This window comes from Streptomyces sp. NPDC057137, assembly GCF_042670825.1.
In the GTDB taxonomy this organism is placed as follows: domain Bacteria; phylum Actinomycetota; class Actinomycetes; order Streptomycetales; family Streptomycetaceae; genus Streptomyces.
Window position 1 is genome coordinate 99,100 of the sequence record NZ_JBHUUW010000008.1, and the last position, 16,274, is coordinate 115,373.

Annotated in this window: 14 protein-coding genes; 9 read left to right on the plus strand and 5 right to left on the minus strand. The window is 71.2% G+C overall.

Annotated features, from left to right (window positions below; all coding sequences use genetic code 11):
• Positions 1 to 59: 59 nt before the first annotated feature.
• From ACFT9I_RS09680 to ACFT9I_RS09705, 6 genes are all read left to right on the plus strand, one after another.
• Positions 60 to 857 (plus strand): TIGR03084 family metal-binding protein, encoded by a 798-nt coding sequence (locus ACFT9I_RS09680; protein WP_382562464.1) that lies wholly within the window; start codon positions 60 to 62, stop codon positions 855 to 857.
• Positions 854 to 2,623: an acyclic terpene utilization AtuA family protein gene (locus tag ACFT9I_RS09685; protein WP_382562466.1), complete on the plus strand. Its 1,770-nt coding sequence runs from the start codon at positions 854 to 856 to the stop codon at positions 2,621 to 2,623. The genes ACFT9I_RS09680 and ACFT9I_RS09685 overlap by 4 nt, the downstream gene beginning before the upstream one ends.
• Positions 2,620 to 4,218 (plus strand): acyl-CoA carboxylase subunit beta, encoded by a 1,599-nt coding sequence (locus ACFT9I_RS09690; RefSeq protein WP_382562468.1) that lies wholly within the window; start codon positions 2,620 to 2,622, stop codon positions 4,216 to 4,218. The genes ACFT9I_RS09685 and ACFT9I_RS09690 overlap by 4 nt, the downstream gene beginning before the upstream one ends.
• 8 nt (positions 4,219 to 4,226) lie before the next feature.
• Positions 4,227 to 6,233 (plus strand): acetyl/propionyl/methylcrotonyl-CoA carboxylase subunit alpha, encoded by a 2,007-nt coding sequence (locus ACFT9I_RS09695; RefSeq protein WP_382562470.1) that lies wholly within the window; start codon positions 4,227 to 4,229, stop codon positions 6,231 to 6,233.
• Positions 6,230 to 7,372 (plus strand): acyl-CoA dehydrogenase family protein, encoded by a 1,143-nt coding sequence (locus tag ACFT9I_RS09700; protein WP_382562472.1) that lies wholly within the window; start codon positions 6,230 to 6,232, stop codon positions 7,370 to 7,372. Before ACFT9I_RS09695 ends, ACFT9I_RS09700 begins: the two co-directional genes overlap by 4 nt.
• Before the next feature lie 70 nt (positions 7,373 to 7,442).
• Positions 7,443 to 9,053 carry a 4-coumarate--CoA ligase family protein gene (locus ACFT9I_RS09705; protein WP_382562632.1) on the plus strand — a complete coding sequence of 537 codons (1,611 nt, stop codon included), beginning with the start codon at positions 7,443 to 7,445 and terminating at the stop codon, positions 9,051 to 9,053.
• A 19-nt stretch (positions 9,054 to 9,072) separates the two neighbouring features.
• Here ACFT9I_RS09705 and ACFT9I_RS09710 read toward each other — a convergent pair whose 3' ends face one another.
• Together ACFT9I_RS09710 and ACFT9I_RS09715 are read right to left on the minus strand one after the other, a co-directional pair.
• Positions 9,073 to 9,390: a hypothetical protein gene (locus ACFT9I_RS09710; protein WP_382562641.1), complete on the minus strand. Its 318-nt coding sequence runs from the start codon at positions 9,388 to 9,390 to the stop codon at positions 9,073 to 9,075.
• Entirely contained in the window at positions 9,387 to 9,668 is a 282-nt protein-coding gene (locus tag ACFT9I_RS09715) for a hypothetical protein (RefSeq protein WP_382562474.1), read from the minus strand. Before ACFT9I_RS09715 ends, ACFT9I_RS09710 begins: the two co-directional genes overlap by 4 nt.
• A 238-nt stretch (positions 9,669 to 9,906) precedes the next feature.
• Between ACFT9I_RS09715 and ACFT9I_RS09720 the strand changes: the two genes are divergently transcribed.
• A complete protein-coding gene (locus tag ACFT9I_RS09720; protein ID WP_382562476.1) occupies positions 9,907 to 11,028 on the plus strand; it encodes a hypothetical protein in 1,122 nt (373 codons plus the stop codon).
• Here the strand turns inward: ACFT9I_RS09720 and ACFT9I_RS09725 are convergent.
• The 3 genes from ACFT9I_RS09725 to ACFT9I_RS09735 all read right to left on the minus strand — a co-directional run bounded on the left by ACFT9I_RS09725 (position 11,009) and on the right by ACFT9I_RS09735 (position 13,935).
• Complete coding sequence (locus ACFT9I_RS09725; protein ID WP_382562478.1) at positions 11,009 to 12,370, minus strand: hypothetical protein; 1,362 nt, start codon at positions 12,368 to 12,370, stop codon at positions 11,009 to 11,011. The genes ACFT9I_RS09720 and ACFT9I_RS09725 overlap by 20 nt on opposite strands.
• Before the next feature lie 111 nt (positions 12,371 to 12,481).
• The gene (locus tag ACFT9I_RS09730; protein ID WP_382562479.1) at positions 12,482 to 13,573 is read right to left on the minus strand and encodes a S1 family peptidase; all 1,092 of its coding nucleotides are present in this window, start codon (positions 13,571 to 13,573) and stop codon (positions 12,482 to 12,484) included.
• A gap of 167 nt (positions 13,574 to 13,740) precedes the next feature.
• Entirely contained in the window at positions 13,741 to 13,935 is a 195-nt protein-coding gene (locus tag ACFT9I_RS09735; RefSeq protein WP_382562481.1) for a hypothetical protein, read from the minus strand.
• 147 nt (positions 13,936 to 14,082) lie between these two features.
• Between ACFT9I_RS09735 and ACFT9I_RS09740 the strand changes: the two genes are divergently transcribed.
• Together ACFT9I_RS09740 and ACFT9I_RS09745 are read left to right on the plus strand one after the other, a co-directional pair.
• A complete protein-coding gene (locus tag ACFT9I_RS09740; RefSeq protein WP_382562483.1) occupies positions 14,083 to 15,216 on the plus strand; it encodes a glutathione-independent formaldehyde dehydrogenase in 1,134 nt (377 codons plus the stop codon).
• A gap of 109 nt (positions 15,217 to 15,325) precedes the next feature.
• The gene (locus tag ACFT9I_RS09745; protein WP_382562485.1) at positions 15,326 to 16,210 is read left to right on the plus strand and encodes a MerR family transcriptional regulator; all 885 of its coding nucleotides are present in this window, start codon (positions 15,326 to 15,328) and stop codon (positions 16,208 to 16,210) included.
• Positions 16,211 to 16,274: the final 64 nt, after the last annotated feature.

The following is a 16,274-nucleotide window of genomic DNA, read 5'->3' on the forward strand; positions in this document are numbered from 1 at the left end:
TGCCATGCTCCGGGACACGTACGACGCCGTGTCCCGAGAGCCCGATCGGAGCGCATTCCGTGTCCGACCCTGCCGCGCCCCTCCTCGACGATCTGCGCAGCGAGAGCGAGGAAGTCGACCGGCTCGTAGCCGAGTTGGACGACAGGAGCTGGTCGCTCCCGACCCCGGCGCCCGGCTGGACCGTCGCCCACCAGATCGCCCATCTCGCCTGGACCGACAGCGCGTCCCTCCTCGCCGTGACCGACGAGGCCGCCTTCGCCGACGAGGCCGCGAAGGCGCTCGCCGCCCCCGACTCCTTCGTGGACGAGGGCGCCGGGGCCGGCGCCGTACTGCCGCCCCACCAGCTCCTCACCCACTGGCGCGAGGGCCGCGAACAGGTCCAGCGGGCGCTGCGCTCCGCGCCCGCCGGTGCGCGTTTCCCCTGGTACGGGCCGCCGATGAGCGCGCCGTCGATGGCGACCGCGCGGCTGATGGAGACCTGGGCGCACGGCCAGGACATCGCGGACGCCCTCGGTGTACGGCGCGAGCCGACCGCGCGGCTGCGGCATGTGGCGTGGATCGGCGTACGGGCCCGTGACTACGCCTACTTCGTCCGTGGCGAGCAGCCGCCCGCCATGCCCTTCCGGGTGGAACTCACTTCTCCTGATGGGGAGTTGTGGACGTACGGCCCCGAGGACGCCGACCAGCGCGTCACCGGGCCCGTCCTCGACTTCTGTCTGCTCGTGACCCAGCGCGCCCACCGCGCGGACCTCGCCGTACGGGCCGAGGGTGCGGACGCCGACCGGTGGCTGGACATCGCGCAGGCCTTCGCGGGCCCCGCCGGCCCCGGGCGGGCGGCGAAGGGGACCGGGCGATGAGCGCCCGCCCGCGTACCTCCGAAGTGCTGCGGATCGGCAACGCCTCCGGCTTCTACGGTGACCGCTTCGACGCGCTGCGCGAGATGCTCACCGGCGGCCCCCTCGACGTCGTCACCGGCGACTACCTCGCCGAGCTGACCATGCTCATCCTCGGCCGTGACCGGCTGAAGAACCCCAGGTCCGGCTACGCCAAGACCTTCCTGCGGCAGTTGGAGGAAGGGCTCGGGCTCGCGCACGAACGCGGCGTGAAGATCGTCGCCAACGCGGGCGGCCTGAACCCGGCCGCGCTCGCCACCGCCGTACGCGAACTCGCCGAGCGCGTCGGCGTCCCCGTGCGCGTCGCGCACGTCGAGGGCGACGACCTGCTGACGGCCGGCCGCGCGTGGGGAGAGGGCGTGCTCACCGCCAACGCCTACCTCGGCGGCGCCGGTATCGCGGAGTGCCTTCGGGCAGGCGCCGACGTGGTGGTGACCGGACGCGTCACGGACGCGGCCCTGGTCACCGGACCCGCCGCCGCCCACTTCGGCTGGGGCACCGATGATCCCCGCGACCTCGACGCGCTCGCGGGCGCGGTCGTCGCCGGGCACGTCCTGGAGTGCGGCACCCAGGCCACGGGCGGCAACTACGCCTTCTTCACCGACCACGACGCGCACGCCGACCACGACGCCCAAGCCGACCGCGCCACACGCACCTTCCGCCGCCCCGGCTTCCCGCTCGCCGAAATCCACGCCGACGGCTCCGCCGTCATCACCAAGCACCCCGGCACCGGCGGGATCGTCGACATCGGCACCGTCACCGCGCAGTTGCTGTACGAGACCGGGGGAGCCCGTTACGCGGGGCCCGACGTGACGGCCAGGCTCGACAGCGTCCGGCTCACCCAGGACGGCCCGGACCGGGTCAGGCTCGCAGGCGTACGCGGCGAGGCGCCGCCCCCCACGCTCAAGGTCGGGCTGAACCGGATCGGCGGCTGGCGCAACGAGATCGTGTTCGTGCTCACCGGACTCGACATCGACGCGAAGGCGCGGCTGGTGCGCGAGCAGGTCGCGGACGCGTTCGGGCGCGCCGACCGGGCCCCGGATCAGGTCCGTTGGGAGCTGGCCCGCACCGATCGCGCGGACGCGGACACCGAGGAGACGGCAAGTGCCCTGCTGCGGCTGGTCGTTCGCGACAGCGACCCCGACGCCGTCGGCCGGGCGGTCAGCGGCGCCGCCGTCGAGCTGGCGCTGGGCAGTTACCCCGGTTTCCATGTCACCGCACCGCCCGGCAAGGGCGCGCCGTACGGCGTCTTCGAGGCGGCGTACGTGGACGTGGCCGACGTCCCGCACACGGCCGTGCTGCCCGACGGTGTGCGGATCAGTGCGCCGAATTCCCTACACACGAGGGCACTTGAGCCCGTCCCCGAACCCCCGCTCCCCGCCCCGCTTCCCGCCGGACCCACCCGCCGCGCCCCCCTCGGTCTGGTCGCGGGCGCCCGCAGCGGCGACAAGGGCGGGGACGCCAACGTCGGTGTCTGGGTGCGCACGGACGACGCCTGGCGCTGGCTCGCGCACGAGCTGACCGTCGACCGGTTCCGTCAACTCCTCCCGGAGACGGCCGACTTGCCGGTCACCAGGCATGTCCTGCCCAACCTCAAGGCGCTCAACTTCACCGTCCAGGGCCTCCTCGGCGAGGGCGTCGCCGCCCAGGCCCGCTTCGACCCGCAGGCCAAGGCGCTCGGCGAGTGGCTGCGCTCCCGCCACGCCGACATCCCGGAGGTACTCCTGTGACCGTGTTCCACTCGGCGCTGGACGTCACGTCCCCCGAATACGCCGCGCACCGCGCCGAGATGCTCACCAAGCTCGCCGATCTCGGCACGGAGCACGCCAAGGCGCTGGCCGGCGGCGGCGAGAAGTACGTGGCCCGGCACCGTAAACGCGGAAAGCTCCTCGCCCGCGAACGGGTCGAGCTGCTGCTCGACCCCGACACCCCGTTCCTCGAACTGTCCCCGCTCGCCGCCTGGGGCAGCGACTACCCCGTCGGCGCGTCCATGGTCACCGGCATCGGCGTGGTGGAGGGCGTCGAGTGCGTCATCACCGCCAACGACCCCACCGTGCGCGGCGGCGCCTCCAACCCCTGGACGCTGAAGAAGGCCCTGCGCGCCAACCAGATCGCGTACGAGAACCGGCTGCCGCTCATCAGCCTCGTCGAGTCCGGCGGCGCCGATCTCCCCTCCCAGAAGGAGATCTTCATCCCCGGCGGCGCGCTGTTCCGCGATCTGACGCGGCTCTCCGCCGCCGGGATTCCCACCGTGGCGGTCGTCTTCGGCAACTCGACGGCGGGCGGCGCGTATGTGCCCGGCATGTCCGACCACACCGTGATGATCAAGGAGCGGTCGAAGGTCTTCCTCGGCGGACCGCCGCTCGTGAAGATGGCGACGGGCGAGGAGAGCGACGACGAATCGCTCGGCGGCGCCGAGATGCACGCCCGCCACTCGGGGCTCGCCGACCACTTCGCGGTGGACGAGCCGGACGCGATCCGCCAGGCGCGGCGGATCGTCGCCCGCCTCAACCACCGCAAGGCGCAGCCCGATCCCGGCCTCGCCGAGCCGCCGAAGTACGACGAGGACGAGCTGCTGGGCATCGTCCCCGGCGATCTGAAGATCCCCTTCGACCCGCGCGAGGTGGTGGCGCGGATCGTGGACGGTTCGGACTTCGACGAGTTCAAGCCGCTGTACGGGCCGAGCCTGGTGACGGGCTGGGCGCGGCTGCACGGCTATCCGGTGGGGGTGCTGGCGAACGCGCAGGGTGTGCTGTTCAGCGCCGAGTCGCAGAAGGCCGCGCAGTTCATCCAGCTCGCCAACCAGCGCGACATCCCGCTGATCTTCCTGCACAACACCACCGGCTACATGGTCGGCAAGGAGTACGAGCAGGGCGGCATCATCAAGCACGGGGCGATGATGATCAACGCGGTCGCCAACTCGACCGTGCCGCATCTGTCGGTCCTGATGGGCGCGTCGTACGGCGCCGGGCACTACGGCATGTGCGGCCGGGCCTACGACCCGCGCTTCCTCTTCGCCTGGCCGAGCGCCAAGTCCGCGGTGATGGGGCCGCAGCAACTGGCCGGTGTGCTCTCGATCGTGGCGCGCGCGTCTTCGGCGGCGAAGGGGCTGCCGTACGACGAGGACGGCGACGCGGCGCTGCGCGCGATGGTGGAGGCGCAGATCGAGTCGGAGTCGCTGCCGGCGTTCCTGTCCGGGCGGCTCTACGACGACGGGGTCATCGACCCGCGTGACACCCGCACGGTGCTCGGCCTGTGCCTGTCGGCGGTCCACACGGCGCCGGTCGAGGGCGTACGGGCCGGCTTCGGCGTCTTCCGAATGTGAGGCTTACGTTGATTTCCACTCTTCTTGTAGCGAATCGGGGCGAGATCGCGTGCCGGGTCTTCCGCACCTGCCGGGAGCGGGGCATCGGCACGGTCGCGGTCTTCTCGGACGCGGACGCCGACGCGCTGCACGTACGGGAGGCGGACACGGCGGTACGGCTGCCGGGGTCGGCGCCCGCCGACACGTATCTGCGCGGCGACCTGATCGTGAAGGCGGCCCTCGCGGCGGGCGCGGACGCGGTGCATCCCGGCTACGGATTCCTGTCGGAGAACGCGGAGTTCGCGCGGGCGGTGCTGGACGCCGGGCTGGTGTGGGTGGGGCCGCCGCCGGAGGCGATCGAGGCGATGGCGTCCAAGACGCGGGCGAAGGAGCTGATGGCGTCGGCGGGCGTGCCGCTGCTGGCACCGGTGGACCCGGCCGCCGCGACCGGGGCGGACCTGCCGCTCCTGATCAAGGCGGCGGCGGGCGGTGGCGGCCGGGGTATGCGAGTGGTCCGTGAACTTCCTGCTTTTGCCGCTGAGTTGGCGGCGGCGTCCGCCGAGGCCCGGTCGGCGTTCGGCGACGGCGAGGTCTTCGCGGAGCCGTACGTGGAGCGGGGCCGGCACATCGAGGTCCAGATCCTCGCCGACGCGCACGGCACGGTGTGGGCGCTGGGCACGCGTGACTGCTCCTTGCAGCGGCGCCACCAGAAGGTGATCGAGGAGTCCCCGGCGCCCGGTCTGACGGCGGAGCTGCACGCGACCCTGACGGACGCGGCGGTCGCGGCGGCGCGAGCGGTGGAGTACCGGGGCGCGGGCACGGTCGAGTTCCTGATCTCACCGGCGGGCCGCGCGTACTTCCTGGAGATGAACACCCGCCTCCAGGTCGAACACCCTGTGACCGAGGAGGTGTTCGGCCTCGACCTGGTGGCGCTCCAACTCGCCCTGGCGGAGGGCGCGAAGCTCCCCCCGGAGCCCCCCGCCGCCCACGGCCACGCGGTGGAGGCCCGCCTGTACGCGGAGGACCCGGGGCAGGGGTGGGCACCGCAGCCGGGGCGGGTGCACGCGCTGGCGGTGCGGGGACCCGCCCTCGCCGCGCGAGGGGACCAACCCCGTCTCCGCGTCGACGCCGGGTACGGGCCCGGTGACGGAGTGGGGGTGCACTACGACTCCATGCTCGCCAAGGTCGTCGCCTGGGCGCCCACCCGGGCCGAGGCCGTGCGGGCGTTGGCCGACGCGCTGCGGCGGGCAAGGGTCCACGGGCCGGTCACCAACCGCGAACTGCTCGTACGGTCCCTGCGGCACCCGGAGTTCACCGGCGGGCAGGCCGACACCGGGTTCTACGACCGGCACCTGACCGCGCTCACGCAGCCGGAGCCGGGCGGCGACGACGACGGGCGGCACGCCGCCCTCGCCGCCGCGCTCGCCGACGCCGTCCGGCGCGGGCACCGCGTCGGCGGCTGGCGGAACCTCCCCTCGCAGCCGCAGACCAAGACGTACGGCGAGTACGAGGTGCGCTACCACCGCACCCGCGACGGGTTCCACGTCGAGGACGACGCGGTGCGCGCCGTCGCCGTCTCGCCCCACCGCGTCAGCCTCGAAGTCGACGGCGTGCTGCGGCACTTCGACGTGACGGAGTACGAGGAGTACGGGGGCGACCACGTCTACGTGGACGGCCCCACCGCCTCGTACCGCCTCCGAGCCCACCCCCGCTTCACCGACCCCCGCACCGCCACCGCGCCCGGTTCGCTGCTCGCGCCCATGCCCGGCACCGTCGTACGGATCGCCGACGGGATCGGCGAGGGCAGCGCCGTCACCGCCGGGCAGCCGCTCATCTGGCTGGAGGCCATGAAGATGGAGCACCGCATCGTCTCTCCCGCCTCCGGCACGCTCACCGCGCTCCACGCCGCCCCCGGCAGCCAGGTCGAGGTCGGCGCGCTCCTCGCCGTAGTCAGCGACTCCGCACAGACCGAGGCGCAGCCCGACACCGCACAGCCCGGCACCTCGCAGCCCGACACCTCACAGGGGGACTCATGAGCATCGTCGAAACGCAGGAACACCAGGACCTCCGCGCCGCCGTCGCCGCCCTCGGCCGCCGCCACGGGCGCGCCTTCGACCGCGAGACGCTGTGGAGCGAGGCGGGCAAGCTCGGCTATCTCGGCGTCAACCTGCCCGAGGAGTACGGCGGCGGAGGCAGCGGCCTCGCCGAACTCTCCATCGTCCTCGAAGAGTTGGGCGCCGCCGGCTGCCCTCTGCTCCTCATGGTCGTGTCGCCCGCCATCTGCGGCACCGTCATCGCCCGCTTCGGCACCGAGGCACAGAAACGCGCATGGCTCCCCGGCCTCGCCGACGGCTCCCGCACGATGGCCTTCGGCATCACCGAACCCGACGCCGGATCCAACTCGCACCGCATCACCACCACCGCCCGCAAAGCCGCCGAGAGCGACGGCGGCGGCTGGATACTCAACGGCCGCAAAGTCTTCGTCTCCGGCGTCGACATCACCGACGCCACCCTCGTCGTCGGCCGCACCGAGGACGCCAGGACCGGCTCACTCAAGCCGTGCCTCTTCATCGTCCCGCGCGACGCGCAGGGCTTTCACCGCTCCCAGATCGACATGGAACTCCAGGCGGTGGAGAAGCAGTTCGAGCTGGTGCTGGACGATGTACGGCTCCCCGCCGACGCCCTCGTCGGCGACGAGGACGCCGGGCTGCTCCAGCTCTTCGCCGGACTCAACCCCGAGCGCGTCATGACCGCCGCCTTCGCCCTCGGCATGGGCCGGTACGCGCTCGACAAGGCCGTCGACTACGCCAAGACCCGCCAGGTCTGGCAGCAGCCGATCGGCGCGCATCAGGCCATCGCGCACCCGCTCGCCCAGGCCCACATCGAGATCGAACTCGCCCGGCTGATGATGCGCAAGGCCGCGCACCTGTACGACGCGGGCGACGACGCGGGCGCGGGCGAGGCGGCGAACATGGCCAAGTACGCGGCGGGGGAGGCCTGCGTACGCGCCGTCGACCAGGCCGTACACACCCTCGGCGGCAACGGGCTCACCCGCGAGTACGGCCTGGCGTCCCTGATCACCGCGTCACGCGTGGCCCGTATCGCACCCGTGAGCCGCGAAATGATCCTGAACTACGTATCCCACCAGTCCCTGGGTCTCCCCAAATCGTACTGAGACACGCCATTCTGTGCGTCCACGCGTTCTCGCGTCCGTACGTCCACGCGCCGAAGGGGCTCTCGTCATGGTGATCTTTCACAGCGAGTACGCGAACATCGAAGCGGTCGACCGGCCCATCCACGAGGCGGTCCTCGGCCGCGCGGCCGAGTTCGGCGACGCCGTCGCCCTCGTGGACGGTACGGACAGCGGCACCACCGTCACCTACGCCCAACTGGACGTCTTCCACCGCCGTATCGCCGCCGCTCTCACCGAGGCCGGCCTGCGCAAGGGCGACGTACTGGCCCTGCACAGCCCCAACTCCGTCGCGTATCCGGTCGCGTTCTACGGAGCCACCCGCGCGGGCGCCTCCGTCACCACCGTCCACCCGCTGTCCACCGCCGAGGAGTTCGCGAAGCAGCTCCGTGACTCCTCGGCCCGCTGGATCGTCACGGTCTCGCCGCTGCTCGAAGTCGCCCGCAGATCAGCCGAGTTGGTGGGCGGCATCCAGGAGACCTTCGTCTGCGACCGGGCACCGGGCCACCGTTCGGTCCTGGACATGATCGCCACGGAGCCGACCGCGACCCCCGGCACCGAGACCGACGTCGAGATCGACCCGGCCGAGGACATCGCGGCGCTGCCCTACTCCTCCGGCACCACCGGCACCCCCAAGGGCGTCATGCTGACGCACCGCTCCATCGCCACCAATCTCGCGCAGCTCGACCCCGTCATCCCGATGCGCCCCGGCGACCGCATCCTCGCCGTGCTTCCCTTCTTTCACATCTACGGCCTTACGGCCCTGATGAACGCCCCGCTGCGCACCGGCGCCACCGTCGTCGTACTGCCGCGCTTCGACCTCGACCAGTTCCTCGGCGCGATCGAGAAGCACCGCATCAACGGCCTGTACGTCGCCCCGCCGATCGTCCTCGCGCTCGCCAAGCACCCGGCCGTCGCCCGCTACGACCTGTCCTCGCTCGACTACATCGTCTGCTCCGCCGCACCCCTCGACTCCCGCCTCGCCGAAGCCTGTTCGGCCCGCCTGGGCCTGCCGCCCGTCCGCCAGGCGTACGGCATGACCGAGCTGTCACCGGGCACGCACGTGGTCCCGCTGGACGTCGACAACCCGCCCGCCGGGGCGGTGGGGAAGCTCCTCCCCAGCACCGAGATGCGCATCGTCTCGCTCGACGACCCCGGCACGGACGCCCCCGAAGGCGCGACCGGCGAAGTCCTCATCCGCGGGCCGCAGGTCATGAAGGGCTACCTCGGCCAGCCCGAGGAGACGGCCCACATGATCGACACCGACGGCTGGGTGCACACCGGTGACGTCGGCCGTGTCGACGCCGACGGCTGGCTGTTCGTGGTCGACCGGGTAAAGGAGCTGATCAAGTACAAGGGCTTCCAGGTCGCCCCGGCCGACCTCGAAGCGCTGCTGCTGACGCACGAGTCGATAGCCGACGCGGCGGTGATCGGCGTGTACGACGAGGACGGGAACGAGATCCCGAAGGCGTACGTCGTCCGCCAGCCCACGGCCCCCGGACTCACCGAGGCGGACGTCATGGCCTACGTCGCCGAACACGTCGCCCCGCACAAGAAGGTCCGCCGGGTCGAGTTCATCGGGGGCGTCCCACGGGCGGTGTCGGGCAAGATCCTCAGGCGCGAACTGCGCGACCGCGAAAGGGAGTCGGAGCCGGAGACGACGTGACGCCGCCGCCCGGCCCCACTCACCTCCCCGGTACGTCGCCGAGGGCGGTACGGCTGCGCGTGTTGGCGTCCGCGACGCGGGCGCTGAGCAGTTCGGCCGGGGTCAGTGGCCGGACGCGGGCGGGGTCGGCGTCCCACTCGCGGCCGCCGGCGAGCGGGCGGAGCTGGTAGTACGGGCCCTGGCGGGCCATGACGACGCCGACCCGGTCGCGGGCCGGGTCGTGGACGGTGTCCCCGATGCGGATCCCGACGGGCGGTACGGGCGGTACCGGCGACACGGGCGGTACGGGCGGCGCGGGCGGCGAGGCATCCCTCACCGGCCGCGTACCGTCTGTCACCGTCCGGCCCCGTCCACGATCACGGCGGCGAGCGCCAGCGCCACCGGCGCGGAGCAGACGCCGAGATGGACGAGGGCGTAGCGGGTGGCGCGTCCGGCGTCGCTGTCGTCGGTGACGGGCCAGGGGGTGCGGACGTCCATCGCGGGCAGCTGGATGCCGGCGCTGGTCAGCGCCGCCGCCAGCGCGTCACGCGCCTCGACGGCCTCCTGGATCTTGTCCGGGGCGATGCGCTGCGGGGTACGGCGGGGGAGCGGCGGCTTGGGAGTCGCAGACGTCATGGGGGGTCTCCTTCGGCTCGTTGGCGCGTGATGTCGACGGCCCGGCCGAACGGTCTGAACTACCGTGCGTGACGGGCGCATTACGAGAATGCGCCTGCGGGGGAGCGTCCGGCACCGAGGACGAGGGTGGTTCCCTGGCGCGCGACGCACGTTCCACACCTGCCACGAAGGGGGACGGAAAACGTGTTGGCCGGACGTGGATGAGCTGCGACGATGCCCCTGATTCCGGGGGAGGAATTTGTCCGTCTTCGAGTTCGAGTGCGCCGGGTGCGGCGCCGCGCTGACCGCACCGCTGTCCCAGGTCGCCCTGCCGGTCCACGCCCATCAGAAGTACGGGAACGGTGCGCAGCTCCCGGTGCTCATGGAGCCGGGCACCTTCGCCGTCGACCCGGAGCCCTGGGGGCCGCCGAGGCGGATGTGGGAGGACGTCGATCCGGACGAGGCGGCGGCCCGTGGAATTTACGCGCCGGTCCGCGCGCTGTCCGACGGCGTGACCGGTGCGATAGCCATCGCGCCCGGAGACTCCCGGGGCACCCTGCTGATCCCGGAGGACGGAAGCGCTGCCTGCTGCGGCCTCGGCGGGGGCAGCGGGCCCAACATGCTCTGCGAGGCGTGCGACCTGCCCGTGGCGACCCGGGTCGACGACTGCTCGCTCTGGCAGGTGGTGTGGCTTGCCCCGAACGCGGTACGCCGCCGCCCGGTCGAAGGCGAAGGCGAAGGCACCGACACCGGCACCGGCGACGCACCCCACTCCTGGGCCGAGCTGCTGGCGGCAGACAAGCGCACGCCCCCGTTGGAGTCGATCCCCCGCTGGGGAGACCGGTCGGGGACGTACCACTTCTGGTCATGGAGCCCGCGGTGGGAAGCGGCAGTCGGCCGGGCGCTCGCGCACCTGCTGGTGGCCTCGCGAGGCGGGCCGGTGACCGTCCCGCACGGCGGCCTGGCCGAGGAGGTGTTCCAACCCGCCCTCGACGCCCTGCTCCCCGCGGGCGCGACGCCGCGCCGCGCCGTCCTGGCCGGACCTGGACTGCCCGTTCCCGCCCCGCACGCCGACATCCTCCTGGTGCCGACCCATCCGCAGACGGCGGAGTTCTGGACCCCCGGCGGCGACCTGGCCACCTCCGCGTACTCGGTGCCGTTGCCCTTCGGGGTGTGGCTGTGGCTGGCCTTCCCCCGACCGCACCTGCCGATCCCCGCGTCCGGCGTCATGCCGCCCGGAACCCTCCGCGACGACCCGCCCCCGCCGCGCGCCCGTCACCGGTTCTGGGCTGATGAGCGCGTCTTCCGGGACACCCTGTTCCGGCTCCCGGCCGTCAGGGACGACCCGTGGCTGCGGGAGATCACAAGCCGGCGGTGGTGAGGATCCGATACATCCGAGGGAGCGGCAGCGCGGAGTTGGCGGCGGCGTCGTGGACGACCTCGGGGGCCGGGTCCGACAGCAACTGGTCCAGCAGTGCTTCCGTGACGTTGGGGTGCCGGCCGACCCCACGGCGTACGAAAGGCTCGGCAGCGGCGGCGAGTTGCCGGAGGGCCGGCACGGGCAGTTCCGGGTCCCGCAGAGCGAGGTAACGCACGTGGGGGTCCGGTTCGTCCACGAACGTGCGCAGCGCCTCACGAGGGAAGTGGGGGTGTTCCACGAGAGTCGGTCGGATGTGGCGTACGTCGCCATGGGCGCGGAGCAGCCGTTCCAGAACTTCCGGCGGTGCGTCCGGCCGACGGGCGGCGGCACGGCGGACCCTGAGATCCGGGTCGTTGTCCAGTTGCCGCCACGCCTCTGCCGGCAGGTCGTGGCACGAGGCCAGGACCCGCCGGAATATCGAGTGCGGGCTGTGCAGGTAGGTCAGCCGCTCGTCGAGGGGCGCCTCGCGCAGCCAGTCCGGTTCGGCGAAATTCCAGCTCAGAGCCACGTACGCGTCGACGTTTCCGTCCGCGTCCTCGGCCGCTACGAGCGCGTACAGCCGATCCCGGGTCTCGGCGTCCACATGCCGACTCTGCGCCACCGAGACGCGCACCATCGGGTCCTCGCAGTCCAGCAGCCGGGCAACCATCTCGGCCGAGAGGTGCGGATTTCCCGCGACTGCCTGAACGACCTCCTCGTCCGCACTCCCCATGAGCTGTGCGAACTGGTCCGACGTGAGCGGGACATGGCGTGCCACGTTGACGCGCACGGCAGGGTCGGCGAGACAACGGGCCCTCCACTCGGGCGGGACACCCGGTCGCTCGTGCTCGGTGGCGACGGCACGGACGTGCGGATCCGGGTCGGCGAGCAGTCCCGCCTGCACGTCGAGAGGCCGCTTGTACCAGGCTCGCGCGACTGCCGCGCGCAGAGCGGGAGTTGGCGCGACGACCAGTGCTGTCCGGGGGCGGCCGTACGCCTCCTCAAGGTCCTCGACGCCGACGTGCGTTCCGCGGGCCACGGAGTCCCTGACGTAGTCCCCGAACGCGTCACGGACAGCGGGGTCGGGATGCTCGGCGATCCTGCGGCGCATCGCCGGGGAGACCCGGTCCCCGTGAAGGCTCACCGCGGTGTCGCCGTCGCCGTGCGCCAGCAGAGCCTCTACCACGGCGTCCGCCAGCCTCTCGCGACGCCAAGAAATCTCATCTCGGCCCGCCGCGTGTGCGGCCAGGCGCACCAGAACGTCCTCAGGAGCCGTCGGATTCCTGCCCAGCCCGGACAGTTGGGGATGAAGGACGTTCGTCATTCGCCCAATTTAGACTCAGGGGCTACGGGGACGCTCCCGCCGCAAGCCCCGGCGGCGGTACGCCGACCGGGGCTGCGACTCGGACACCTACCGGTGCCCGCTGTGGAAGCGTCAGTAGACCTCTACCCCGTACCAGGACAACGCCTCGTTGACCGGCTGGAAGTAGCTGTAGCACGTGGAACTGTTGGTGCCCGAGAGAATGCCGAGGGCCGCGGTGCCGGCGTACAGCGGGCCTCCGCTGTCACCGCCGTTGCGGTCGATGCAGGCCACGTCCATGCCCTTGACGGTCACCCCGCTGGTGTAATTCACCGTCTGGTTCTTGGCCCCGACGGAGTTGCACAGGTTGCCGGTGCGGTAGCCGCTGGCGCACACGTACTCGCCGACGCGGCTGTCCCGGGAGTAGCTGATGTCCTGGGTCCCGCCCCCCGCGGTCTCGACGTTGCCGTAGTAGTCGACCTGGGTGTCGTTGTTCTGCCGGATGAGGCCGAAGTCATTACCGGTACTGCCGTAGTTGGAGCCCGTGGTGTACCCGATGTAGAGGCCGTTGGACTTGTACCAGTCGGCCGACGACCAGTCTCTCGTGCAGTGCCCGGCGGTGAGGATGGACTTCTTGCTGCCGTCGGTCTTGCTGCGCACGCTGAATCCGTACGAGCACGAGCTGGCGATGTTCTGGATGTAGTCGCCACCGTTGATGGGCGATCCGGCGCTCTGCGTGATCTCGCCGCCGATGCGCTCGATCTTCGCGGCGTCGCCGTGCGCCGCTATGGCGCCCTCCAGCGCGGCGTAGTCCGCGCCGCTCACCGTGCTGTCCGCCCGGACGATGACCTGGTTGGCGAGCACGTCAACTCCCCAGCTGGTGCCGGGAGTCGTGAACGTGTCGTCCAGCTTCTGCTGGATGGCGTCCAGGTGGGCCGTGTCGTACGTCACCCGCTCGGCGACACCGCCCGCCTCGTTCACCGTCCGCGCGGCCGCGTCGTCGGTGACCGTGACGACGAAGCGGTCCTCGTCGGAGTCGACGTAGAACCCGCCGGTACGGGACTCCCCGAGGCTCTCGGTCAGGGCCTCCACCTGCTCGCCGCTGGGCCCCGCCGACACCGGTACGTCGTCCACCGCCGCGTCGGCGGGCTGAGCGCCCGCGTTCGACGCGGGCAGCAGGACACCGACCACCAGCGCGGCGACCGCCATGGTCCTGGCGACCGTCACCGCGGGTCTTCTGCTTCTCGTGACCATCATTCCTCCACCGTTTCCCCATCGATCGGTCGATGAGGTGAAGGAAGTTGATCACCCGGAGTTGATGACTCCGCAACGGACGGATGAATACCGCCTGGTCCGCGACTTGGTCAGCTCTGGCCAGCTCTGGTCGGTCCTGGTCAGTCCTGGTCCGCGATGTCCTCGCGAAGACCGTCGGAGAACTCCCACCACGACAGAGCCAGCCAATCGCCGTTGACGAAGGCGTCGACAGCCGAACCGCGCCCCTGGACAGTCACGGTCGTTCCGGGCGGGTAGACGGTGCCGGACAGTCCCGGTGCGGAGACAAGCAAAGTTCCCAGTCGCTGAGCAGACATGTTTCGCCGACCTCTCCATTTCATGGTACGGCGCCGGGTGTATTCACCGGAGAGTACCGACTTGCCTCATCGGGCAGGGCGGAGAACCATGAGATATGGGTCACGCGGGGAAATCACACACGCATAGCCGAACGAAAGGTGGCAGCCATGAAGGCCGTCGTATACAAGGGACCTTTCGACGTCGCTGTCGAAGATGTTGAAAAGCCCAGCATCCAGCATCCGAACGATGTGATCGTCCGGATCAGCACCACCGCGATCTGCGGCTCGGACCTGCACATGTACGAGGGCCGTACGGCTGCCGAGCCCGGCATCGTCTTCGGCCACGAGAACATGGGAATCATCGACGAAATCGGCCAGGGCGTCACCGGCCTCAAGAAGGGCGACCGTGTGGTCATGCCCTTCAACGTCGCCTGCGGGTTCTGCACCAACTGCGTCGACGGATTCACCGCATTCTGTACGACCGTCAATCCCGGTTTCGCCGGCGGTGCCTACGGCTACGTCGCCATGGGCCCCTGGAAGGGCGGCCAGGCCGAATACCTGCGCGTCCCCTACGCCGACTTCAACTGCCTGAAGCTGCCGCCGGGACAGGAGCACGAGCGCGATTTCATATTGCTCGCGGATATCTTCCCCACCGGCTATCACGGCTGCGAACTCGCCGACGTCCGCCCCGGCGAGAGCGTCGCGGTGTACGGCGCCGGGCCGGTCGGACTGATGGCCGCCTACTCGGCCCTGCTGCGCGGCGCGAGGAAGGTCTTCGTCGTGGACCGGGTCGCCGAGCGGCTCCAGAAGGCCGAGGAGATAGGCGCGATCCCGATCAACTTCGGTGAGGGCGACCCGGTCGAGCAGATCAAGGAACAGACCGAGGGCGTCGGCACGGACAAGGGCATCGACGCCGTCGGCTACCAGGCGAAGACGCAGAGCGCGGGCCACGAGGAGCCGGCGAGCGTCCTGAACTCCCTCGTCGGAACGGTCCGCGCCACCGGAGCACTCGGCATCCCGGGCCTCTATGTCCCGGCCGACCCCGGCGGCCCGGACGAGCAGGCCAAGCAGGGCATGCTGCTCGTCGCCATCGGCAAGCTCTTCGAGAAGGGCCTGCGGATGGGCACGGGCCAGTGCAACGTGAAGAGCTACAACCGCTTCCTGCGGGACATGATCATCGACGGCCGGGCGACGCCGAGCTTCGTGGTCTCGCACGAACTCCCCCTGGACCAGGCGGCGTCGGCGTACGACAAGTTCGACAAGCGGATCGAGGGCTACACGAAGGTGATGCTGCACCCGTAGACCGTGTTCCGACCTCGGCGGGGGGCGGTGTGGATGGGGTTGCACCTTCCGTAACGGCATGTGGTCCGCTGGACGTGCGTCCAGGCCCCATGAGGAAAGGTCCCCGCTCGTGCATTCGTCCTTCGTGCCACCCCGCCAGGTCAAGATCGGTGACGCGGCGGCCTTCGCCGGCAGCACGCCGCGGGCGATTCGCCACTACCACGAGATCGGCCTGCTCCCCGAGCCCGAGCGGGGCGCCGACGACCGCCGCCGCTACGGGTACGAGGACATGATCCGCCTGCTCTGGATTCGCAAGATGGCCGACGCCGGGATCGCCCTGGACGACATCCGTGACGCCTTCACCACCGGCACGGCCTCCGCCGTTGCGGACAGCGGAGACGGTATCGCGGGCACCCTGGAGCGGTTGGAGGAAACCCTCGCCGAGCAGGAGGCGGAAGCGCGGCGGCAGCGGACCGCCGTGCAGCGGATGCGCACCGAAGGCAGCCGGATGGGCCTGCTCTCCGACTTCATCACCGACCGCCTCAAGAACCTGCCCGAGGGCTCCCTGCGCCAAGCGGACCTGGACACTCTGCTGGTCACCGAGCGGATCTTCGGCCCGCTCGGCGCGGCCGTCCAGGCCACCCGCTTCATCGTCCTGGCCACGCATCCCACCCTGCGGGAGGACTCCGACCGCATCGATGAGGCCGAGGAAGCACTCGATGACGGCGTGGCCGTCGATGATCCGCGGGTGGCTCAGGTGGCCGCCGAGCGGCACGCCTTCGAAAGTGCCCTGCACGCCGTCATCGAGGAGTCCGGCCTGGAGAAGGACGACGAGGCCCTCTTCGACGTCTGGGACACTTTGCACCCCGCCACCGACGATGACGGCGAGGACGAGGGCGACTCCATGAGCGTGCTCGAAGCCATCGGCAAGATGCCCTACGACTTCTCCCCGGCGCGCCTGCGCTGCATGGAACTGGCCGAAGAACTCCCCGTCCAGGACTCACCCGCTACCTGAAACACGGCCCGGGCGCCTTGCAGCCCTGCGGCAGCTCGTCCGGCTGGTTGTTGCCCGTTTCCCC